An 18,882-nucleotide genomic window follows, 5' to 3' on the forward strand; every position below is an offset into this window, starting at 1 on the left:
AAGCTCCTGGGCCGAACGGCCACATGAGGGGAGAGCACAAGGGGATGGATGTTACATTATGTGGGCGTCAAGCCGACCGCCACGCCCGGTCGGCTTGACGTGTCAACCGTTCACTTCTTCGGCTGGAACAACCGCGGGGCGAAATCGTGGAAGGCGTACCGCCACGTCTGCCACTCGTGCGACAGCCCCGGGGCGTCCCGGAAGACGACGTTCTTCGCCCCGCCCTTCTGGAGCGTGTCGGCCAAGTCCTTGGCGGTCTTGTGAATGCCCTCGTCCAGGCCGACGGTGCCGGAGTGGAGGTACAACAGGCCGACCTTCTGGTCGAACGCCCCGCAGTCGGCGAACACGCCGCCGTAGGCCGTCTTGGAGTCGAAGGGCCGTAGGCCGCTGAACGCGCCGACGGCCGAGAACGTGTCCAGGTGGGCCATGCCGATCTGCATCGCCTGCCCGGCCCCCATCGACAGTCCCGCGATGGCACGCTGGTTCCGCGTCGGGTTCGTGCGATAGGTCGCGTCGACCAGCGGGATCAGGTCTTTCATCACCACGTCCTCGAACGCCCCGCCGTCGCCGCGGCCCGGCCCGCCAGGTTGAGCGACGGTTCCCGCGCGAGTGGCGTAGCCCTTCTCCATCACCACGATCATCGGCACGGCCTTACCGCCCGCGATCAGGTTGTCCAGGATGAAGTTCACATGCCCTTGCTTGCCCCAGCCGGTTTCGTCCTCACCGCCGCCGTGTTGCAGGTACAGGACCGGGTACCGCTTCTCGCGGTCGCCATCGTACCCCGGCGGCGTGTACACCATGGCGTGCCGCGTCTGCCCGGTCGTCGCCGACTTGTACCACCGTGAGCGAATCTCGCCGTGCGGCACGTCGTGGGCGTGGTAGAAGTCGACGCCCTTCTCCGGGACGTCGATCCCGCTCGTCGGCTTGCCGGTGCCGAAGAAGGTGTCGCTCGCCGGGTCGTTGACTTGCACCCCGTCCACGGAGAGCGAGTAGTAGTGGAAGCCCGCAATCACCGGCGGGGTCGTCACCGTCCACACGCCGTCGTCGCCGCGGGCCATCTCCCACGGGCCGCCCTTGCCCAGCCCGAAGTTGCCCACCACCTGCACCCTCTTGGCGTCCGGGGCCTTCAACCGGAACGTCAGCCGCAGATCGGGGTGAATGCGCGGGAAGGCGGCGGTGCCGATGTTGGTGGGCGCGGGCTTCGATTCCTCCGTGGTCTGACCCGACTCCTTTCGCTCCGGCTGCGGGACCGCCTTCTGCGGCTCGCGGAAGATCAGTTGCGCGAAGTGGTACAGGTCGCTCTTCCACACCTTGAAGTCGTGCGCGCCGCCAGGGATGACTCGATATTCGTGCGGCACCTTCTTCTCGTCGAGCATCTTGTGAACGCCCTCGCTGATCCGCATCAACCCGTCCTTGTCGCCGCACGCCACGTAGAGCAGTTTCAATTTCTTGGCCGCCGCCGCGTGGTCCTTGATCAGATCGTCCGGCTTCTTCGTGTTCGGGGCCGACGAGAACCCGCCGACCCAGGCGAACGTGTCGAGGTTGCCGAGGCCGAAGTTGAGCGACTGCCCGCCGCCCATCGACAGTCCGGCCAGCGCCCGCGACTCGCGGTCCGTCTTCACCGCGTAAGACTTCTCGACGAACGGGATGAGGTCGGTGAGCAGGTCCTTCTCGAACGCGGCGAACGCCGGCCCTTGTTTCGGAATGGGGTCTTTCGCGGTCACGTCCGTCGCCGCCCGGCCGTTGGGCAGGACGACGATCATCGGCACCGCCTTCTTGTCGGCGTACAGGTTGTCGAGGATTGCGTCGGGCGCGCCGTTCCGCGCCCACTCGTTCTCGTCCCCGCCGATGCCGTGGAGCAGGTACAGGACCGGGTACTTCGTCCCCTTGTCGTACCCCGGCGGCGTGTAAACGCGCGTCTTGCGTTTCGCTCCCACCGTCGTCGAGTCGTATTCGACCGTCTCCAGCTTCCCGTGTGGGAAGCCGTCCCGTTTCTTGTCGAAGCCCCCCGGCGGGGCGGGGAACTTTTCGGGCTTTCCGTCGGCCGACTGTGCCGGTGCTGACGCGGGCGTGCCGGCGAGTACGGCCCATGCGATGAGTGGCGCGATCCGGACGTTCATTGATTGTCCTCGGGAGGATGGGAGAGGTCGAGGCTGTCGGCCGGTACGGACTCTGGGCTAAGTCCCGCGGTGACCCGCGTCAGCAGGCGTGCGAGCGTATCCGCCTCGTCGGGGTCGAGCACGGCGATCATTTGCTGGCGGATCGGTTCGCCGGCTGCCCACAACTGTCGAAACGCGCGCTTCCCCTTCGGCGTGAGGGCGACCGTCCGGGCGCGGGCGTCGGTTGGGTGGACGTCGCGTTCGACCAATCCCTGCCGTTCCATCAGAACGAGCATGGCCCGCACGGTACTGGGGTCGGACGACATGCGGCGGGCGAGTTCCCGCTGGGTGAGGGCGTGCCCGCGGGCGAGGGTCGCGAGGAGGACGAACTGGTCGGCGGTGACGCCGCGGGCCGCGAACGCCGCGTCCGACCGGCGGTGCAGGGCCAAGTAGGCGGCCCTGAGGGCCATCGCAATGTCACTTCCACTCGTCATGGGCCGCAAGAGCCTAATCGTGCGTATACACTCATTGTGTCCACAGGGTACATAGCCGCGGATGTGCGAGCAAGTGAAAAATGGGTGAGATCATTGGCGTACCGTGATCGACAACTGCTGGTACGGATTTCTTCCCGATCGGCGGCGAATCTGTGATGCACGGACTCAAAGGGACGAAGCGTCTCTTTGGCGCGCCATTTGCGACTCTCAGTCTATCTGGAATGGCATCTCTGAAAGCCAAACCGGTTTTACTATTCAAGCGTGGTGCCGGGGAGGTTATCCGGGCCGGAACCAACGCTAAATTCCTACATCCCGGCCCCATGGACGATTCGCCCGATTCCCCACCCCTTTCCGCCACCGGCATCGCCGGGCTCGACAACATCTTGGGCGGCGGCCTCACCCCGAACCGCTTGTACCTCATCGAGGGCAACCCGGGGTCTGGCAAGACGACCCTAGCACTCCAGTACCTGCTCGAGGGCGTTCGGCGGAACGAATCCTGCCTGTACGTCACCCTGTCCGAAACCAAGGCCGAACTCGCCGCGGTCGCGAAGTCGCACGGCTGGTCCCTCACCGGAATCGAGATCGTCGAGATCATCGCGTCCGAGGCCGAACTTGAGCCGGACAACCAACACACCATGTTCCAGCCGGCCGACCTCGAGCTGGGCCAGACGACCAAGGCCGTCCTCTCCGAGGTCGAGCGGGTCAAACCGCGGCGGGTTGTCCTCGACTCCCTCTCCGAACTCCGCCTCCTCGCCCAGAGTTCGCTCCGGTACCGCCGGCAAGTTCTCGCGTTGAAGCAGTTTTTCACCGGCCGGTCCTGTACTGTCATGCTGCTCGACGACAACACGGCGTCGGCCGGCGACCTGCAACTCCACAGCATCGCTCACGGCGTCATCAGTCTCGATCACCTGTCCCCCCAGTACGGGGCCGAGCGCCGCCGCCTCCGGGTGGTTAAACTCCGTGGCCAAAAGTTCCGGGGCGGACATCACGACTTCAACATCGTCACCGGCGGGCTTGACGTGTTCCCTCGGCTGGTCGCTGCCGAGCACGCCGAGGACCGGGAGCAGAAGTTGCTCACCGGGGACGTGCCCGAGTTCGACCGTCTGCTGGGCGGCGGGTTCGACTTCGGCACCAGCGCCCTGCTGGTCGGCCCGGCCGGGTGCGGCAAATCGTCGGTCGCCATCAATTACGCTCGCGCGGCCGCTGCCCGGGGAGATCGGGCCGCACTGTTCGCCTTCGACGAGAGGAGCGAAGTGTTGCTCCGCCGGGCGGCCGGGCTGGGCATGGACCTGCTGCCCCAGATCCGGGACAAGACCCTTACGCTGCAACAAGTGGACCCGGCCGAGATGTCCCCCGGCGAGTTCGCCGCCACCGTCCGCCGGGCCGTTGACGGGTCGGACGGGCACGCGCCCGCCAAGGTCGTGGTGATCGACAGCCTGAACGGGTACTTGCACGCGATGCCCGAAGACGAATTCCTCACCGTCCAGATGCACGAGCTTCTTACCTACCTCGGGCACAAGGGGGTAGTGACGTTCCTGGTCATGGCCCAGCACGGCATGATCGGTGCCATGCAGACGCCGGTGGACACCACGTACTTGGCCGACACGGTCGTCCTGTTCCGGTACTTCGAGGCGGCGGGCGAGGTCCGGCAGGCCGTGTCGGTCGTCAAGAAGCGGAGCGGGCGGCATGAGCGGACGATCCGCGAGCTGAAGCTGGACGGGGGCATCCGGGTGGGGGCACCGCTCAAGGAGTTCCGCGGGGTGTTAACCGGGACCCCGACGTACGACGGCGAGTCTGGAACGCTGATGGGGCCGGGGAATGTCTGATACTGACGACCGAGTGCTGTTCCTCGCCCCAACCAAAAAAGACGCGACGGCCGGGATCGCCCTCATGGCCGCGGCCGGGCTGGTTTGCCAGGCCTGCGCGTCCGTCGATGCGCTGTGCCGCAAGATCCCGGCCGGGGTCGGGGCGGTGGTCCTCCCCGAGGAGGCCGCGGTCGGTACCGGAGCCGAGTTGCTCAAGGCCGCGATCCGCGACCAGCCGCCGTGGTCGGACCTGCCGGTGCTCGTACTCACCGCCGCCGGGCCGACGCCCGCGGCCCGGGTCAAGGTGCTGCTCGATCTCGGCGACGTGACCCTGCTCAAGCGGCCGCTGCAGGCGGGTGAGTTCCTCAACGCCGTGCGGGCGGCGCTGCGGGACCGCCGCCGGCAGTACCAGGTCCGAGACTACATCGCCGGTCAGGCGCGGCAGGCGGAGGAACTGCGGGACGCCGACCGGCGGAAGGACGAGTTCCTTGCTATGTTGGCGCACGAACTCCGCAACCCGCTCGCGCCCATCCGCAACGGGCTAGCGATTCTGCACATGGCGGACGGTGACCGGGCAGTGCTTCGGCGGACGCACGGGATGATGTCCCGCCAGGTGGACCACCTGAGCCGCCTAGTGGACGACCTACTCGACGTGTCCCGGATTACCCGCGGGAAGGTCGAGTTGCGGCTCGAGGCGGTAGACCTGAACGCCGTCCTCCGTCGCGCTGCCGAGACGGCCCGCCCCCTGATCGACGCCCGCCGCCACCGCCTGACCATCACCCAGCCCGGTCGCCCGGTGATGGTGTCGGCCGACCCGACCCGGCTGACGCAGGTGGTCGGCAACTTGCTCACCAACGCGGCCAAGTACAGCGACGAGGGGGGCCACATCGACCTCATCTTGGAAGAAGACGGTGTGGCGATCGTCCGCGTGCGGGACACCGGCCTGGGCATCCCGGCGGACATGCTCCCGCGGGTATTCGACTTGTTCACCCAAGTCGGGCGGACCCTCGACCGTGCCGACGGGGGATTGGGTATCGGGCTAACGCTGGTTAAAAGTTTGGTCGAGTTGCACGGGGGCACGGTGTCGGCCGCGAGCGAGGGGCCGGGAAAGGGGAGCGAGTTCACCGTTCGGCTGCCCAAACTCGTGCGGGTCGAGGAGGGCGGCAAGGCGGAGCCGGCGGCCGTCGCGGGCGTGACGCCTCGTCGCGTGTTGATTGTGGACGATAACCCGGACGCCGGGGACAGCCTTGCCACCCTGTTGGAGATGACCGGGCACCAGGTGGAAGTCGCCCGGACGGGCCACCAGGCGATAGAAGCGGCTGCCCGCCTGAGGCCCGAAGTGGCGGTGCTCGATCTCGGGCTGCCGGGGATGAGCGGGTACGAGTTGGCGGGCCGCCTGCGGGCGCAGGCGTTCGGCCGGGACGTCACGCTGGTGGCCCTAACCGGCTACGGGCAGGAGGAGGACCGACGGCGGTCCCACGCCGCCGGATTCGACCACCACCTGACCAAGCCCGCGGACCTCTCCGCGCTGGCCGCTATCATCCGCAACGGCAGCCGTTGACAACCGATGTTGAACGGACACGTCTCACTCGTGTACCGAGGTTAACAACGGTAACTGATGTGCTTAACAGGCCCGCGGGTTAACAGCCACGCGCCCCAGTTCAGTGGCATGGACCGGCAGAAGGGATTGTGAACTGGCCAACTTGCCACCTCAACTCTGAATCCAGGCCGTGTCTCCGCCGGGCGACGTGATCTGAAAATAGCCCTACACCGAATTTTCACTGGCTCACATCCGGCCGGCACCGCAAGATGATCCGTCTCACGTGCCACGAAGGAACGCACTCTATGGGCGAACCGTCCGTCGACCGACGCAGCTTTGTCACGCGGACGGTGTCTGCTGCGGCGGCCCTTTCGTGCGGCAGCGGCACCGCCGCCGAGCCCACCCAAAAGCCGAACTCCGCGGTCGCATCAGAACCGCCCGGCACCCCGTGTGGGGTGGCCAGTGGCGACGTGACACACGATACGGCCGTCGTCTGGAGCCGGACCGATGGGTCGGCGAAGATGGTCGTCGAGTACGCCACGACGGCGGACTTCCGCCAGCCGCGGCGGGCGGAACCGGTCGCCGCCACCCCGGAGGCCGACTTCACGGCGAAGGCGCTCCTTGCCGGCCTGCCACCCGGGCACACGATTTACTACCGCGTCTGGTTCGACGACAACGGCCGCGTGAGTCCGCCGGTTTCCGGACGATTCCGCACCGCGCCCGCGCCCGACAAGCCGGCGGACGTCTTCTTCGCCTGGTCTGGCGACACGGCGGGGCAGGGGTTCGGCATCAACCCCGAGTGGGGCGGCATGCGGATATACGACGCCATCCGCCGACTCGAGCCGCAGTTCTTCCTCCACAGCGGCGACAACATCTACGCCGACAACCCCATCCCCGAATCCCTCAAGCTCGCCGACGGCACGATCTGGCGGAACGTGACCACGCCGGCCAAGAGCCATCAGGCGGTGACACTCGAGGATTTCCGCGGCAACTACCGGTACAACCTGCTCGACGAACACGTGCGGCGGTTCAACGCCGAGGTGCCGACGATTGTCCAATGGGACGACCACGAGGTCGCCAACAACTGGTACCCGGATCAGGCCATCGCCGGTCGGAAGGATGCCGTAAATCTGCCCGGCGTGCGGGACGGCCGCGCACTCGCCGACCGCGCCCGACAGGCGTTCTTTGAGTACCTGCCGATCAAACCGCAAGAGGCCGACCGCGGGCGGATTTACCGGTCCTTTCAGCTCGGGACGTCGGCCGAACTGTTCGTACTCGACCAGCGGAGCTACCGCGGCCCCAATTCGGCGAACACCCAGGACCGGCCCGGCCGCGAGACGCCGTTCCTCGGAGGCGAACAACTCGCCTGGCTGAAACAAGGTTTGCGCGAGAGCAAGGCGACCTGGAAGATCATCGCCAGCGACATGCCGATCGGCCTCATCGTCGATGACGCGGTGGACGGCAAGCCGCACTTCGAGGCAATCGCCAACGCCGACCCCGGCTCGCCGCGCGGTCGCGAGTTGGAATTCGCCGACCTCTTCACGGATCTAAAACAGGGGGGCGTTCGCAACGTCGTCTGGCTGACGGCGGACGTCCACTATGCGGCCGCCCTGCACTACAGTCCCGAGCGCGCCGGCTTCAAAAGTCCCTTCGAACCGTTCTGGGAATTCGTCGCCGGTCCGATGCACGCCGGGACGTTCGGCCCGAACAAGCTGGACGCCACGTTTGGCCCGGAGGTCCGGTTCGAGTACGCCCCGCGGGCCGGCCTTCTCCTGCCGACCGGACGGACGGTGCCGGAAGGCTTCAAGTTGCCACTGCCGCCGAGCGACGGCATGCAAACCTTCGGCACGGTGCGGATCGATGCCGTAACGCAGACGTTGACGGTGGAGTTCCGCAACGTGTTCGGCGACCGGATCCACGACGGGACGAGAATCGGGCGGTTCGAATTACAGGTGGCGAAGTAGCTTGTACTTGAACAGTGTGGTCATTCGGCACTGTCCTGGCGTTGCATTACGACTCACCGCTTGCCATCGCTCGTGATAACGCTATTCACCATCTTGGCGGGAGTCCGTCAGCCGCATCAAGATGTCCGACCTCACGATTCGAACTCGAAGCGGACCGCCCCGGCCTCCAGTTTCAGCCGCGCGTCAAACGGCTTGCCCGACTTCGACTTGAAGCCCTTGAGTAGCGGACTGACACCCCGCTTTAACAACGCCTGCGCCGTCCGCGTGCTCACTTTTTTGCCGGCGATCGTCTTCCAAATCGCGAACTTGCAGCCATTTCGCCAGCCGCCGCACCCGTAGGATCGGTCCTGCTCAACGACCGTCGCCCCGCAGAGGGGACACGGACCGAGCGTGCCGTCCGCCGGCTTGGCCTTGGGTGATTTGCGGCGGGGTGCCTTTGCCTCTGGGGCCGCCGGTTCGACTCCGGTGGCGGTGGACTTGGGCTGCCGGCGGGCCCGCGGCGGTTTCGCCTCCGCGGCCGGAGGCGTGCGTGGGGGGGCCGCCTGTGGCGTGCGAACCTCCAGCACCGCGCCGGCGTCCGACAAGGTCAGGATCACCCCCTCCGAGCCCTCGAACGGCGGCGGGCGGAACAGCACCCGCCGCTGGAGCAATTCGCGGGCATGGCCGGCGTCGAACCGCCCGCCCTTGTACTCCTTCCAGAGCACGAACCCACACCCGTCCTTCCACCCCGAGCAGCCGAACCCGCGATTCCCCTCGATGACGTGCCGGCCGCACCGCGGGCAGTCGCCGAGCCGGGACTCATCAACCGCGTCGGTGCCGCCCACGATGCCGCGGGTGTACCCGACGATGTCCGCCATGAACCGGGCCGGGTCTAGCCGATCGCGTTCGATCTCCCGTAGCCGGGCTTCCCACTCGCCGGTCAGTTCCGGACTCTTCAGCCCCCGGTCTCGAATCAGGGCGACCAGATAGCGGCCCGCGTCCGTGGAGACGACCGTCTTCCCCTCTCGAATGATGTACCCGCGGGTGAGGAGCGTCTCGATGGTCGCCGCCCGCGTCGCCGGGGTGCCGAGGCCCTTCTCCTTCAGTGCCTCCTTCAGTTCCTCGTCGTCGACCAGTTTGCCGGCCGTCTCCATCGCCCCGAGCAGGGTAGCCTCGGTGTACGGCTTCGGGGGCGTCGTCTCGCCCTTCTTCACGCTCGGCTCGTGCGGGCCGGTTTCGCCGGGACGGAACTCGGGTAGCACTTGCTCGTCCGGCTTCTTGTCGTCCGCGCGGGCCGGGTACAGGATCGTCCAGCCCGGGTCCACAACGCGGACGCCCCGGGCACGGAATGGAACCGCGTTCGCCTCTCCAGTGACGGTCGTCACGTCCTTGACGCAGGCCGGGTAGAAGCAGGCGATGAGCCGCAGGAGAACCGCGTCGAACACCGCCCGTTGCGGCGGCGGCAGATCGCCCGGCACCTTCCCGGTCGGGATGATCGCGTGGTGGTCCCGCACCTTCGCGTCGTCGACGATGCGGGCGGTGAACGCGAGCTTGGCCAGATCGAGCCGACCGACCGCCTCCGGCTGGAGCGGACGGAGCGATTCGAGGACGCCGGGAACCTGCCCCTTCAGGTCGGCCGTCAGGTACCGCGAGTCGGTCCGCGGGTAGGTGATCAGTTTGGCCTCGTACAGCGATTGCGCAGCCGACAGGGTAGCGTCGGCCGACAGCCCGCGGCGGCGGTTCAGTTCCCGTTGGAGTTCGGTCAGGTCGAAAAGTTGGGGTGGTAGGTCCCGTTCGCCCTTGCGTTCGACGCCTTTCACGACGAATGGTTGGTCCCGCACCCGGTCGAGGGCGGCCAGGGCGTCGGCCTCCTTGGTGAACCGCTCGCCGGTAAACTTGAACGTGACCGCCCGGTAGACGGTCAGGAGTTCCCAGAACGGTTCGGGCTTGAACCCGCGGATTTCGTCGTCCCGCCGCACGACCAGGGCGAGCACCGGCGTCTGCACCCGGCCGACGCTCCACAGGAGGCCGCCGGCGTCGCGGTGGCGGACGGTATAGAAACGGGTGGCGTTCAGGCCGACGACCCAATCGGCCTGGCTGCGGCACCGGGCGGCGGCGTAGAGCGGGTCGTAGTCGGCCAGCGGTCGCAGGCGGCGAAGCGCGTCCCGGATGGCCGCTTCGGTCAGCGAGTTGAGCCACAGCCGCCGCGCCGGCTTGCCGGTCGCCCCGGCCAACTCCTGGATGTAACGGAAGATGAGCTCGCCCTCGCGGCCTGCGTCGGTGGCCGCGATGACTTCGTCGGCGGCCCGGAGGAGGCGCTTGACGACTGCGAACTGCTGGCCGGCCCGCTTCTCGTCGATGAGCTTGAGCCCGAACCGGTCCGGCACGAACGGGAGCGTGGCGAGGGACCACCGCTTGAGGGCCGGGTCGTAGTCCTGCGGCTCTTTGAGGGTGACGAGGTGCCCCAACGCCCAAGTGACCTGGTGCCCCGCGCCTTCGAGGTATCCTTCGTGTCGGGCCGTCGCGCCGAGGACGGCGGCGATCTCGCGGGCGACGGACGGCTTCTCGGCGACGACGACTTTCATGGCACCTCGACCGGGATCAACCACCGGGCAAAAACCCGGCGTTCTTCGACGAACGTCTCCGCACCCCTCGGGCTCTTCGCCCCGTGTGGCGTGTCGGCCGGGAGCACGCTCGTCCCAGCGTGGCCGGGTCCACGGCGGGAACGCGGCACAGATTCGGATCGATATGCGATCGTGATCGCGGGAGAGTGCTCGCCCCTCTTCTCGCCGTCAACCAATCTTATGTTGCGTCAGCGGTCGGAGACCTTCTCTCCCTTCTTTTTCCAGTACTCGAGAAAATCGGCGACGAGGGGGCCGTTCGGCTTCGCTCCCGCCCGGTGTTCCGCCGGCGTGGCCCCGAAGTAATGGCTGATCCACCCGTCGGCCCGGTCCGCCGCGCCGTCAATGAACTGGTCGAGTTCCGCGACCGAGCAACTCAGCGGGAACGTCTCCTCGACGACGAGCGGCTTGCCGATGTCGTAGACGGCGAGGGCCGCCTGAGCCTTGTCCACCTTGCCCGCCGAGGGGTAGAAGTGGACGCTCACGAAGTCGAGGTGGCGGGCAACCTGCGGCGAGTAGAACAGCGGCTTCGCATTCGGCCAGACCATGGCCCACGGGATCACGCCCACGGTGATGAGCGTATCCTTGTCGTGCGTGCGGATCGCCGCGACGAGGGTTTTCACCCACGCCTCGGCGATGTCCTTGGTGTCGCGGCCGGCCGGTTTGTTGCTGATCCGCTGGACGAAGTGGAACCCGCCGAGTTCCCCGCCGACCCACGGGTGGTCCTTCGGTCCCGGCTCGTTGATGACCGGCTCGTTCACGAGGTCGTAGCAGAAGGCCGCCGGGTGCCCGGCACACGTCTCGGCGATCGCGCTCCAGAACCGGGCTTGCGCCGCCCAGCGGTCGGCCTCGGCGAGCTTGTCGTACCACTCGGGGATCCGCTTGAGGCGGAAACAATTTAAGCCGGTCAGGTCGAGGTAGAGGCCCGTTTCCCCAGCCAGGTCGAGGAGCTTTTTGAGACGGGCGAGCTGGTCGGCCCGCGGCTTGTCCGCCGCGGCCATGAACGTCTCGAACTGGAGGTGCCACCGGACGACGTTCGCCCCGAGCTTCCGCATTTCTGCAAAGTCGGTCTCGATGTTGCGCCACCCGGCCGGCGTGTCCCAGTCGTCCTCGGCGAGGCGCTCGAACCGCCCGAGGTAGTTGAACCCCCACGGCACGAACCGCTTGCCCGTCTTGGCGAGAGCGAACGTCTTGCCGTCTTCGGACAGTTTGACCCGCGGTGCTGCCCGGGGAGTTGGCTATTCACCACCGCGGGCCGGGCCGTGGCCGAACGTCATCACCGCAACCGTCAGCACGGCCACGAGACGACGAACGTCGGACGGGCATCGCAAATTCATGGACATCCTCGGGTCGATTCCTGGGACGGTGGGCTTCATTGTTCTGCCTTCGGACGTGGCCGTCCACCCAGTTCGCGCCTCATCTACCACTTTACCACTCGCCGTGGCAGTGGAGGGTTACTTCATGGGCAGGCGGTAGCACGCGGCCTCCTGGCCGTTCCGGAGGTACAGGCAGCCGTGTGCCAGCACGGGGTGGTTCCAGGTTTTCCCGGTCAGAGCCGGCACCTTGGCCAGTTCGTTGAACTCGGCCGGGTTCGCCTCTACCAGCGCCACCGCCCCTCGCTCTGCCTGCACCAGCAACAGCCCCTGGTCTGCCAGCGCGACGACCTGCCCGTGACCGTAGCCGGTGTCCTTCCACAACTGCCGGCCGTCCGCCAGGTCGACGCAACAGAACCGGCCGTCGTCGAACCCGTAGAAGTGCCCCCCGAAGGCCACGCCGTCGTTGAAGTACGGCCGTGCCCCCCGCGTGCTCCACACGGTCTGGACGTCCCAGGCGTCACCCGCCTTCGTCACCCGGAGCCGTCGCACGCCTTGGTCCCCGCCGACGCCCGTGCCGATCACCACGTCCGTGTCCGACACGACCAGCGGCTGCGTCGACCGGTTCCCGCCACCCCCGACGGGCCAGACGTGTTCCCAGAGCTTCACACCGTCGGCCGGGCGGAAGGCTTCGAGGCCGTAGTCGGACACGACCAGCGCTTGCGGCACGCCGCCGAAGTCCGCCGGGTGGGCGGAGGCGTAGCCGTGCTTGGCGTTCCCCGCGATCCAGGTGAACTCACCGGTCTCAGCCCGGAACGCGACGGTGCCCTTGCCGGGCCCGCCCCCGGCGTACACGATCACCAGGCCGTCGGTCACCAGCGGGGACGCGGCGAAGCCCCACTGCGGCAGCGTTCCGCCGGCCGCGACGACGTCGGCCGTCCAGTCGAGTTTGCCGGTCGCGGCATCGAGCCGGTGCACTCGCCCGTTCGCCCCCTGGGCGTACACCTTCGTGCCGTGGACCGTGGGCGTCGCGCGGGGGCCGGCCCCGGAGATCGTCTCCTCGAACCGGCCGGGGGTCTTGAACTCCCAAACCTCGGCCCCGGTCGCCGCGTCGTAGCAGACGACGGCCTCGTCCGGCCCACGTTGCTCCTGCGTAAACAGCCTCCCGCCGGCCAGGGCGAACGACCCCCACCCCGGCCCGACGCGCTTCTTCCAGACCAACTCGGGAGGCCGGGTTGCCCAGTCCGAGTCGAGCTTCGCGCCGGTCACCACCGCGTCGCGTTTGGCCCCGCGGAACCCGGGCCAGTCACCCGGGCCGACCTCCACCGGCTTCGCGGTACTGGCCGGCACCGAGGCGGCCGGCTTCTCGGCGAGGAACAGGTCTTCGTCCGACGGCTGCCAGCGCCATCGCAGGTACGGCACGACGTCCGCGTCGGTGCCGTTGACCTTCACCATTCCGACGACGACCCACAGCCCGGCGAGGAGGACGAGCAAGCCGCCCCGCCGAACCGCAACGGGCAGCGGTACGCTCACGGCGAGCCAGCCGATCCACACCACGAGCGCCGCGATCAGACCGTAGATGGCGACGACCAACTCGTTACCCTTGTGGACCGTGACCGCCAGCGTCACGAGCGGCACGAGCACCAGTGCCGGAACGGCCCAGCGGAACGATCCGCGGACGCCTGCGGCGAACACCCACCAGCCGACGACCGCGACCGCGCCAAGCAGCGGGGACGCGACGATGGCGATCATGTTCGCCAGCGACCGTGGCGCGAGCCACGACGTCATCGTCCAGGCCGCGGCGATCGCGGCGAGAATCAGTAACCCGAACCAGACGCGAACCGGCCAGCGATCGTCGGTGGTCGTACTCATAAACGGATCTCCTGCGAGTGGCTGGCTCGTCGTCCGAACCGCACGGGTTCGGAAACGAGACCAGGGTACGGGTGCGGCCCGATGGGTTGGAGGACCGGCCGGCTGACGTACGCCCAACACTGTCCGGAGGCACACGCCAAAATCCTCGCCGCCATGTTACCTCAATTAAATGTCTGTCCAGTCAGTCATTGCTCGCTCAAAAAACTAGTTGAGCACGCGCCAGAGAGCATCGAACCCGACCTTGCAGTGCTCGCCCGCGTGGGTCGGGTCTTGAACCATGTAATCCATTGTGGCCTCCGCCAGCGCGTTCAGAACCGCGTACACAAACCCGGCCGGAACGCCCCGCATGGGGCCATTGGCGCGGCTCTGCTCCAGTAATCCGGCGATCCCGGCCATGGCCCGGTGCGCCGCCGCGCGAGTCGTGGGTGTGATCTCATCGGACACGACGAGTTGCGACAGGGCGCGGCGTTTCTCCGGGTGGGCCACCGCCCAGCCCATCCACTTCGACCAGACGTGGAAGACTTGCTCACGGAGGGCGGCCCCGGCCGGAAGTCCTTCCGAAGCTGCCGCCGCCATCCCCGATTTCAGTTCCAGGTACAGTTGGTTCAACAAGTCCGCTTTAGTCTCGAAGTAGGTGAACAACGACCCGTTCGAGACGCCAGCCTCTTGAGCGATCAGTGCCGTTGGCGCGTTCAGCCCGTGCGTCACGATCACGCGCGCCGCCGCGGCCATGATCGCGTTCCTCTTATCCTCACTTTTGGGCCTAGCCATATCGCCAAGGATAATAAAGAGCGACCAGTCAGTCAACTAAATTCTCTCACGAGTTCATCCCTGAACGGCTGACGGCTCATAACCTGTCCCGGTCTAGTCCACCACCCGGCGAGGGATGGCCTGAAGTTGTGGAACGAGATTGCGATCGTCGCCGAAAGGGTAAATTCACCCTGAGCTAGCTCGTAATAGTCGCTCCAGTTCGTCGGCATCGCGTTGAGCAGAACGAAGCCGTGAGACTGTCCTTCCGCACCAACGACTTCTAGACTGCAATTCACCCCGCCAACGGGCATGGACGCCTGCGAACGGATTTGCGGAGAGTGCCGTGCCGGGAATTGAACCGCGAGAATTCAAGCGACCGGGGACACTGGACTACGTGCTGGTCGCCTCCGGCCTGATCACCGTCACGACGACCCGGGAGCATGACGTGATTGCCGCGGCCCCGGCCCTGACGGCACAGTTCCCACCGGGCCAAGTGCTGCCGATCGACGAGATCGTCCCCGCCCTCCGGTGCCTGATCCTCGACGTGGTCTACCAGCGGTCGAATTTTCTCGACGGGGCGAGCGTCCGGGCGGAGGCGATCCACGTCTTCAATCGCCACCGCGTCCTCGACGGCGGCATCGCAAAGATGTACGAGTTCCTCCGACAGGGGGCCGAGGTTGCCCGGGCCGATCTCGCGAGATGCCGGCTCATGATCCGGTAGCGGACCAGTTTGGCGGGCGGACGCAGATAACGACGACGTGCGGCGGGTCAGATGGTCATAGGCCGTTTGAAGACGGCAACGATGTCCCTCGTCCACCCATCGCCGGCCGATGCCGCTACGACCGCGACCAATTCCCACCCGTCCGCCCTCAGACGGTTGAAGACCGGCCGAACACGGAACCGCTCGTCCAGAAGTTGTGCGAACTCGGGTGGGTCATGAAACTGAGGGCGAAGGCGTGAGAGACGTTCGCAAGATGTGGACGGGCCGCCGTGGCGCCGGGGATGGGACCGCGGCGGTTTTTCGTTGGGTGGGCGGCAGTGGGAACGGTTCGTGTCTGGCCGAACAAGGGGTGGATGGACAGTCAAGCCGGCGACGATGACCCGGAATCAAACGCGGTACAACTCGGCCTTGGGGAATCGCTTGGGTGAGCCTTTTTGTGTTGCTCGCTGGCGGCCGGCTGGCTAGTATCGGTTCGGTGACGGCGTAGCGTGTGGCAGTCCGTACCCGCAATGGCGGATGTAGGCCGCACACTCGTCCGGCTGGAACACCCGCGACACCGACGCCAGGAATGTAAGGAGGGTCGGGACAGCCCGGTGGCCGTCCGATCGGAGGAGCCGCTTGAGCTTGGCGAATGCCAGCTCGATCGGGTTCAGATCCGGCGAGTACGGGGGGAGGAACACCAGCCGGCACCCGGCGGCTTCAACCGCCGTCCGGACGGCGGCCGACTTGTGACACGGCAGGTTGTCGAGCACCACCGTGTCACCCGGTCGCAGGGCCGGGACCAAGACGGACGTGACGTAGTCGCGGAACCGATCCCCGGTCATGGGCCCGTCGAGCACCTGGGTGGCGACCATCCCGTCGGCACGGACGGCGGCCGTGAAGGTCAGGCTCTTGTAGTGACCGTGGGGGACCGAACCGACGACCGGGTCGCCCCTGGGGGCGTACCCGTACCGCCGGTCCATGGTCGTGTTGGCGGCCGTCTCGTCCACGAACACGACCCGCGTCGGGTCGACGGCCGGGGCGGTGTCGCTACGCCAGGCGTCGCGGGCGGCCCGCACGTCCGGCCGGTCCTGTTCGGCCGCCCGGGTGACTTTTTTTGAACGTGTACCCGAGCCCGCGGACGGCGGCCCACAGGGTGGACAGGGCCACCGTGACCTTCAACTCGCCGCGGAGTTCGACCAGGGTCAGGTCCGGGGTGGCGGCCAGGAGTTCGCGGATGCGGTGGTGGTGGGCGGCCAGTTTCGCGGCGCGGGTCGGGCGGGCGACGCGGGGGCCGACTTCGCCGGTCTGCCGATGCCGCTGCCGGAGCCGGCGGACCCAGGCCGGGCTGACGGAGAACCGGTCGGCCAGCTCGGCCGTGCCGTCCCCGGCCGCGGCGGCCTCCAGCACCCGGACCCGAAGATCGATCGAGTACGCCCGCATGTCGCGCCCTCCTGGCGAGGTGTGAGGGTACGCCATCACACGTGGGACACGCTAGATCAGGTTCGAAACGACACTAACTTGGCGATGCGGCCCGTGGTGTGAGCGATCGGGTTTCGGACGGGAACGAGCAAGGCCATCCGCGCAGCCGCGAACGCAATCCTATTTCAAGTCCGGCGAAGAAACTCAACTCACTCACCCGGGGGCGTATTCTGATGTCGCTCGTACCGCCGACAGACGTAGCCCTAGCCCAGAGTGATACGTCGGAAGTGACCGACGATCCGCCGGGAGTCGCGGAAGGGCTTTTCCTCCTGCACGACCCGGACTGGCGGCACAAAGTTTTTGTCGGCGGTCTACTGCTCATGATTCCCGTCGTCGGGTGGTTCGCCACGCTCGGTTACCGAAAGGCGCTGATCTCCCGCTTGTTCCAGGGCGACCGGTACCCTTTACCCGAGTGGCGCGGCGAAGTGTGGGCGCATATTTGGGAAGGGTTGAAGGCCGGTGCGGTCATCTCCGTTCAATACCTGCCGCTGTGCTTCGCTCTCGCGGCTCTGCTCGCCTCACGCGATGCGCCCTTCGGGCCGAGACTCCTCACCGCTTCTGTTTTCTTTGCCCTGTTCCCGATCTTCTCGACGCTCGCCTTCCCCCTCGCGGTCGTGTACTGGGCGTGGCCGGTCGGGGTGGCGTACTTGCACCCGTTGGAGGCGGTGGCCCTCCTCGCCGGGTACGGAGCGGTCACGTTCGTGATCCCCGCGGGGTTCCTTCAGGTGTCGCGAAGGGGCCGGTACGCCGCCGCCTTCCGCTACCACGAGTCGCTGCCGTTCCTGGTGCGAAACTTTCGGGCGTACGTGCTCGCGTGGTATCGCTCCGGGGCCATGAGCCTGTGCGGGCACTTCGCCGGGCCGTACGCGCCGTGGGGGGTCGTGTGGTGCTACCTCGGCATCATCTACTCCTTCAACCGCGTTCTCGCCGACGAACTGGCGCGGAAGGGCGAGCTGTCTCCAAAATCCTGGTTCGCTCGGCTCGACCGGGACAGGCTCGTGCTCAAACCGGTCCGCCGGTTCACTTTCTTAGTTACCGTTCCGAGCACCGGAGATGTCGACGCGGGTGTCCGGGTCGGTCCCGTGTTCGCGCCGCTCCCCAAAGCTGTGGCCCGACTCATTGGAGTCGGGAGGTAACGCGAGAAGGACCCGCGCTGGCGAACAAGACCCGTCAGGTGATCTCCGTGACCGCGATGAAGTGATTCTCCGCACGCTTGCAGAGTGGGCCGAAGGTCAATCGCATCCGGATCAAGCGGCAGATCCGTGTCGCCTGTTGGCCCAGCGTTCAGCCGACACGGATCTGCCGCTCGCCGGCGTTCGGAGGTGCCGAGTTCCGACGACGACCGAGCCATCTCGATGAAGCTGCGGGCAATTGTGTGAGATGGCGGTCCAGGCGGTTACGGCGTCACTCTCTTCATTCCGCCCGGCACCTCGTCCTTCTCGATTTTTTTCAACTGGGGAATCTGAACCTTGTGATTGGCGGCCTGGCAACTGTGCAGGTAGCCGAAAACGTCGGAGTTGGCGACCTTCGCGACGAGTGGCCCGTACACGGAGGCGGTATCGCACCCGAGGAGGGCGATTCGGGCCGTGTTCGTCCGACCCTGTTGGCCCACCTTCCGCCAGAACGAGACCCCGTCGGCGTTCAGCGTATTGCCCTCCCGCCGCCACGGTTGCCAGAACCGATCGAGTTCATCGCGGGATTCATCCTCGGTGTGATCATGGTTGAGAATGGGGCCGTCCGAGGCACTGTGGGAAAGCATGACGAAGGTGCTCGCCGCAGACACCGCGTCCCAGAAGTCGCCCTTTCCCTTCGCCCAGGACGGCCGGCTGAACGAGACGCTGAAGTTGCCCGTCGAGATGCGCGTGACGTTCGTCTGGAACGCGGTGCCTCCCGGGCCGCCGCCCGCGTTGTAGAACTCGTCGAGGATGGCCCTCGCGGTGCCGGCGAAGGCGTTGGCGTGTAGACCCTGACTCGGGAAGAGAATGACCGTGGACATGGTTACTCCGGACGGTGTTAGGAACGGCGGCGCGAGAGGTACGCGGCCGATTTACCCGGTAGATGGTAGAAGTTGACAAATGACCCAAAGAGGTCATCAGCCGATCATCACCCTCACGCCTTCCCGAGCATACCGTCGACGACCCAGCACTCGCGGGCGTGCGGCCCGTCGCACCGGCAGTGGCCAAGGATGTCGGCGTCCTCGCACCTCGCGTCCTGCAATGCGTCCGCGAGGATGGGGCAGGCGGTCGAACGCACGCTCGGCGTA

The 18,882-nt window shown here is 66.9% G+C and carries 15 protein-coding genes; 5 read left to right on the top strand and 10 right to left on the bottom strand.

The genetic code is table 11. The annotated features are described in order from the left end of the window. Positions 1-110: 110 nt before the first annotated feature. Together PX52LOC_RS15635 and PX52LOC_RS15640 are read right to left on the bottom strand one after the other, a co-directional pair. Positions 111-2,120, bottom strand: coding sequence for an alpha/beta hydrolase-fold protein (locus PX52LOC_RS15635; RefSeq protein ID WP_149110995.1), 2,010 nt, complete (start codon positions 2,118-2,120; stop codon positions 111-113). Continuing rightward, entirely contained in the window at positions 2,117-2,569 is a 453-nt protein-coding gene (locus PX52LOC_RS15640; protein ID WP_246173735.1) for a MarR family winged helix-turn-helix transcriptional regulator, read from the bottom strand. Before PX52LOC_RS15640 ends, PX52LOC_RS15635 begins: the two co-directional genes overlap by 4 nt. A 344-nt stretch (positions 2,570-2,913) precedes the next feature. Between PX52LOC_RS15640 and PX52LOC_RS15645 the strand changes: the two genes are divergently transcribed. The 3 genes from PX52LOC_RS15645 to PX52LOC_RS15655 all read left to right on the top strand — a co-directional run bounded on the left by PX52LOC_RS15645 (position 2,914) and on the right by PX52LOC_RS15655 (position 7,902). Continuing rightward, positions 2,914-4,419, top strand: a complete 1,506-nt coding sequence (locus PX52LOC_RS15645; protein WP_149110997.1) for an ATPase domain-containing protein — start codon at positions 2,914-2,916, stop codon at positions 4,417-4,419. Then, the gene (locus PX52LOC_RS15650; RefSeq protein WP_149110998.1) at positions 4,412-5,959 is read left to right on the top strand and encodes an ATP-binding response regulator; all 1,548 of its coding nucleotides are present in this window, start codon (positions 4,412-4,414) and stop codon (positions 5,957-5,959) included. Before PX52LOC_RS15645 ends, PX52LOC_RS15650 begins: the two co-directional genes overlap by 8 nt. 284 nt (positions 5,960-6,243) lie before the next feature. Continuing rightward, entirely contained in the window at positions 6,244-7,902 is a 1,659-nt protein-coding gene (locus PX52LOC_RS15655; RefSeq protein ID WP_149110999.1) for an alkaline phosphatase D family protein, read from the top strand. 131 nt (positions 7,903-8,033) lie between these two features. On the opposite strand, the gene PX52LOC_RS15660 is transcribed toward PX52LOC_RS15655, so the two are convergent. The 4 genes from PX52LOC_RS15660 to PX52LOC_RS15675 form a co-directional block, all read right to left on the bottom strand. After that, positions 8,034-10,466 carry a type IA DNA topoisomerase gene (locus PX52LOC_RS15660; RefSeq protein WP_149111000.1) on the bottom strand — a complete coding sequence of 811 codons (2,433 nt, stop codon included), beginning with the start codon at positions 10,464-10,466 and terminating at the stop codon, positions 8,034-8,036. Positions 10,467-10,693: 227 nt separating this feature from the next. Further along, positions 10,694-11,659 carry a cellulase family glycosylhydrolase gene (locus tag PX52LOC_RS15665; protein WP_168219016.1) on the bottom strand — a complete coding sequence of 322 codons (966 nt, stop codon included), beginning with the start codon at positions 11,657-11,659 and terminating at the stop codon, positions 10,694-10,696. Between the two features lie 297 nt (positions 11,660-11,956). Further along, entirely contained in the window at positions 11,957-13,687 is a 1,731-nt protein-coding gene (locus PX52LOC_RS15670; protein ID WP_149111002.1) for a PQQ-binding-like beta-propeller repeat protein, read from the bottom strand. Positions 13,688-13,891: 204 nt separating this feature from the next. Continuing rightward, entirely contained in the window at positions 13,892-14,419 is a 528-nt protein-coding gene (locus PX52LOC_RS15675) for a TetR/AcrR family transcriptional regulator (protein WP_218575364.1), read from the bottom strand. Positions 14,420-14,780: 361 nt separating this feature from the next. On the opposite strand from PX52LOC_RS15675, the gene PX52LOC_RS15680 reads away from it, so the two are divergent. After that, the gene (locus PX52LOC_RS15680) at positions 14,781-15,158 is read left to right on the top strand and encodes a hypothetical protein (RefSeq protein WP_149111004.1); all 378 of its coding nucleotides are present in this window, start codon (positions 14,781-14,783) and stop codon (positions 15,156-15,158) included. Between the two features lie 461 nt (positions 15,159-15,619). On the opposite strand, the gene PX52LOC_RS15685 is transcribed toward PX52LOC_RS15680, so the two are convergent. Next, positions 15,620-16,216, bottom strand: coding sequence for an IS630 family transposase (locus tag PX52LOC_RS15685; protein WP_149109941.1), 597 nt, complete (start codon positions 16,214-16,216; stop codon positions 15,620-15,622). Next, on the bottom strand, positions 16,188-16,580 hold the full coding sequence (locus PX52LOC_RS15690) for a helix-turn-helix domain-containing protein (protein WP_168218896.1): 393 nt from the start codon (positions 16,578-16,580) through the stop codon (positions 16,188-16,190). Before PX52LOC_RS15690 ends, PX52LOC_RS15685 begins: the two co-directional genes overlap by 29 nt. 212 nt (positions 16,581-16,792) lie before the next feature. Between PX52LOC_RS15690 and PX52LOC_RS15695 the strand changes: the two genes are divergently transcribed. Further along, positions 16,793-17,755: a DUF4013 domain-containing protein gene (locus PX52LOC_RS15695; protein ID WP_149111005.1), complete on the top strand. Its 963-nt coding sequence runs from the start codon at positions 16,793-16,795 to the stop codon at positions 17,753-17,755. A gap of 260 nt (positions 17,756-18,015) precedes the next feature. Here PX52LOC_RS15695 and PX52LOC_RS15700 read toward each other — a convergent pair whose 3' ends face one another. Next, entirely contained in the window at positions 18,016-18,615 is a 600-nt protein-coding gene (locus tag PX52LOC_RS15700) for a hypothetical protein (protein ID WP_149111006.1), read from the bottom strand. Between the two features lie 113 nt (positions 18,616-18,728). Continuing rightward, entirely contained in the window at positions 18,729-18,872 is a 144-nt protein-coding gene (locus PX52LOC_RS40540) for a hypothetical protein (protein WP_168219017.1), read from the bottom strand. Positions 18,873-18,882: the final 10 nt, after the last annotated feature.

Source organism: Limnoglobus roseus (assembly GCF_008254045.1).
GTDB classification, from domain to species: domain Bacteria; phylum Planctomycetota; class Planctomycetia; order Gemmatales; family Gemmataceae; genus Limnoglobus; species Limnoglobus roseus.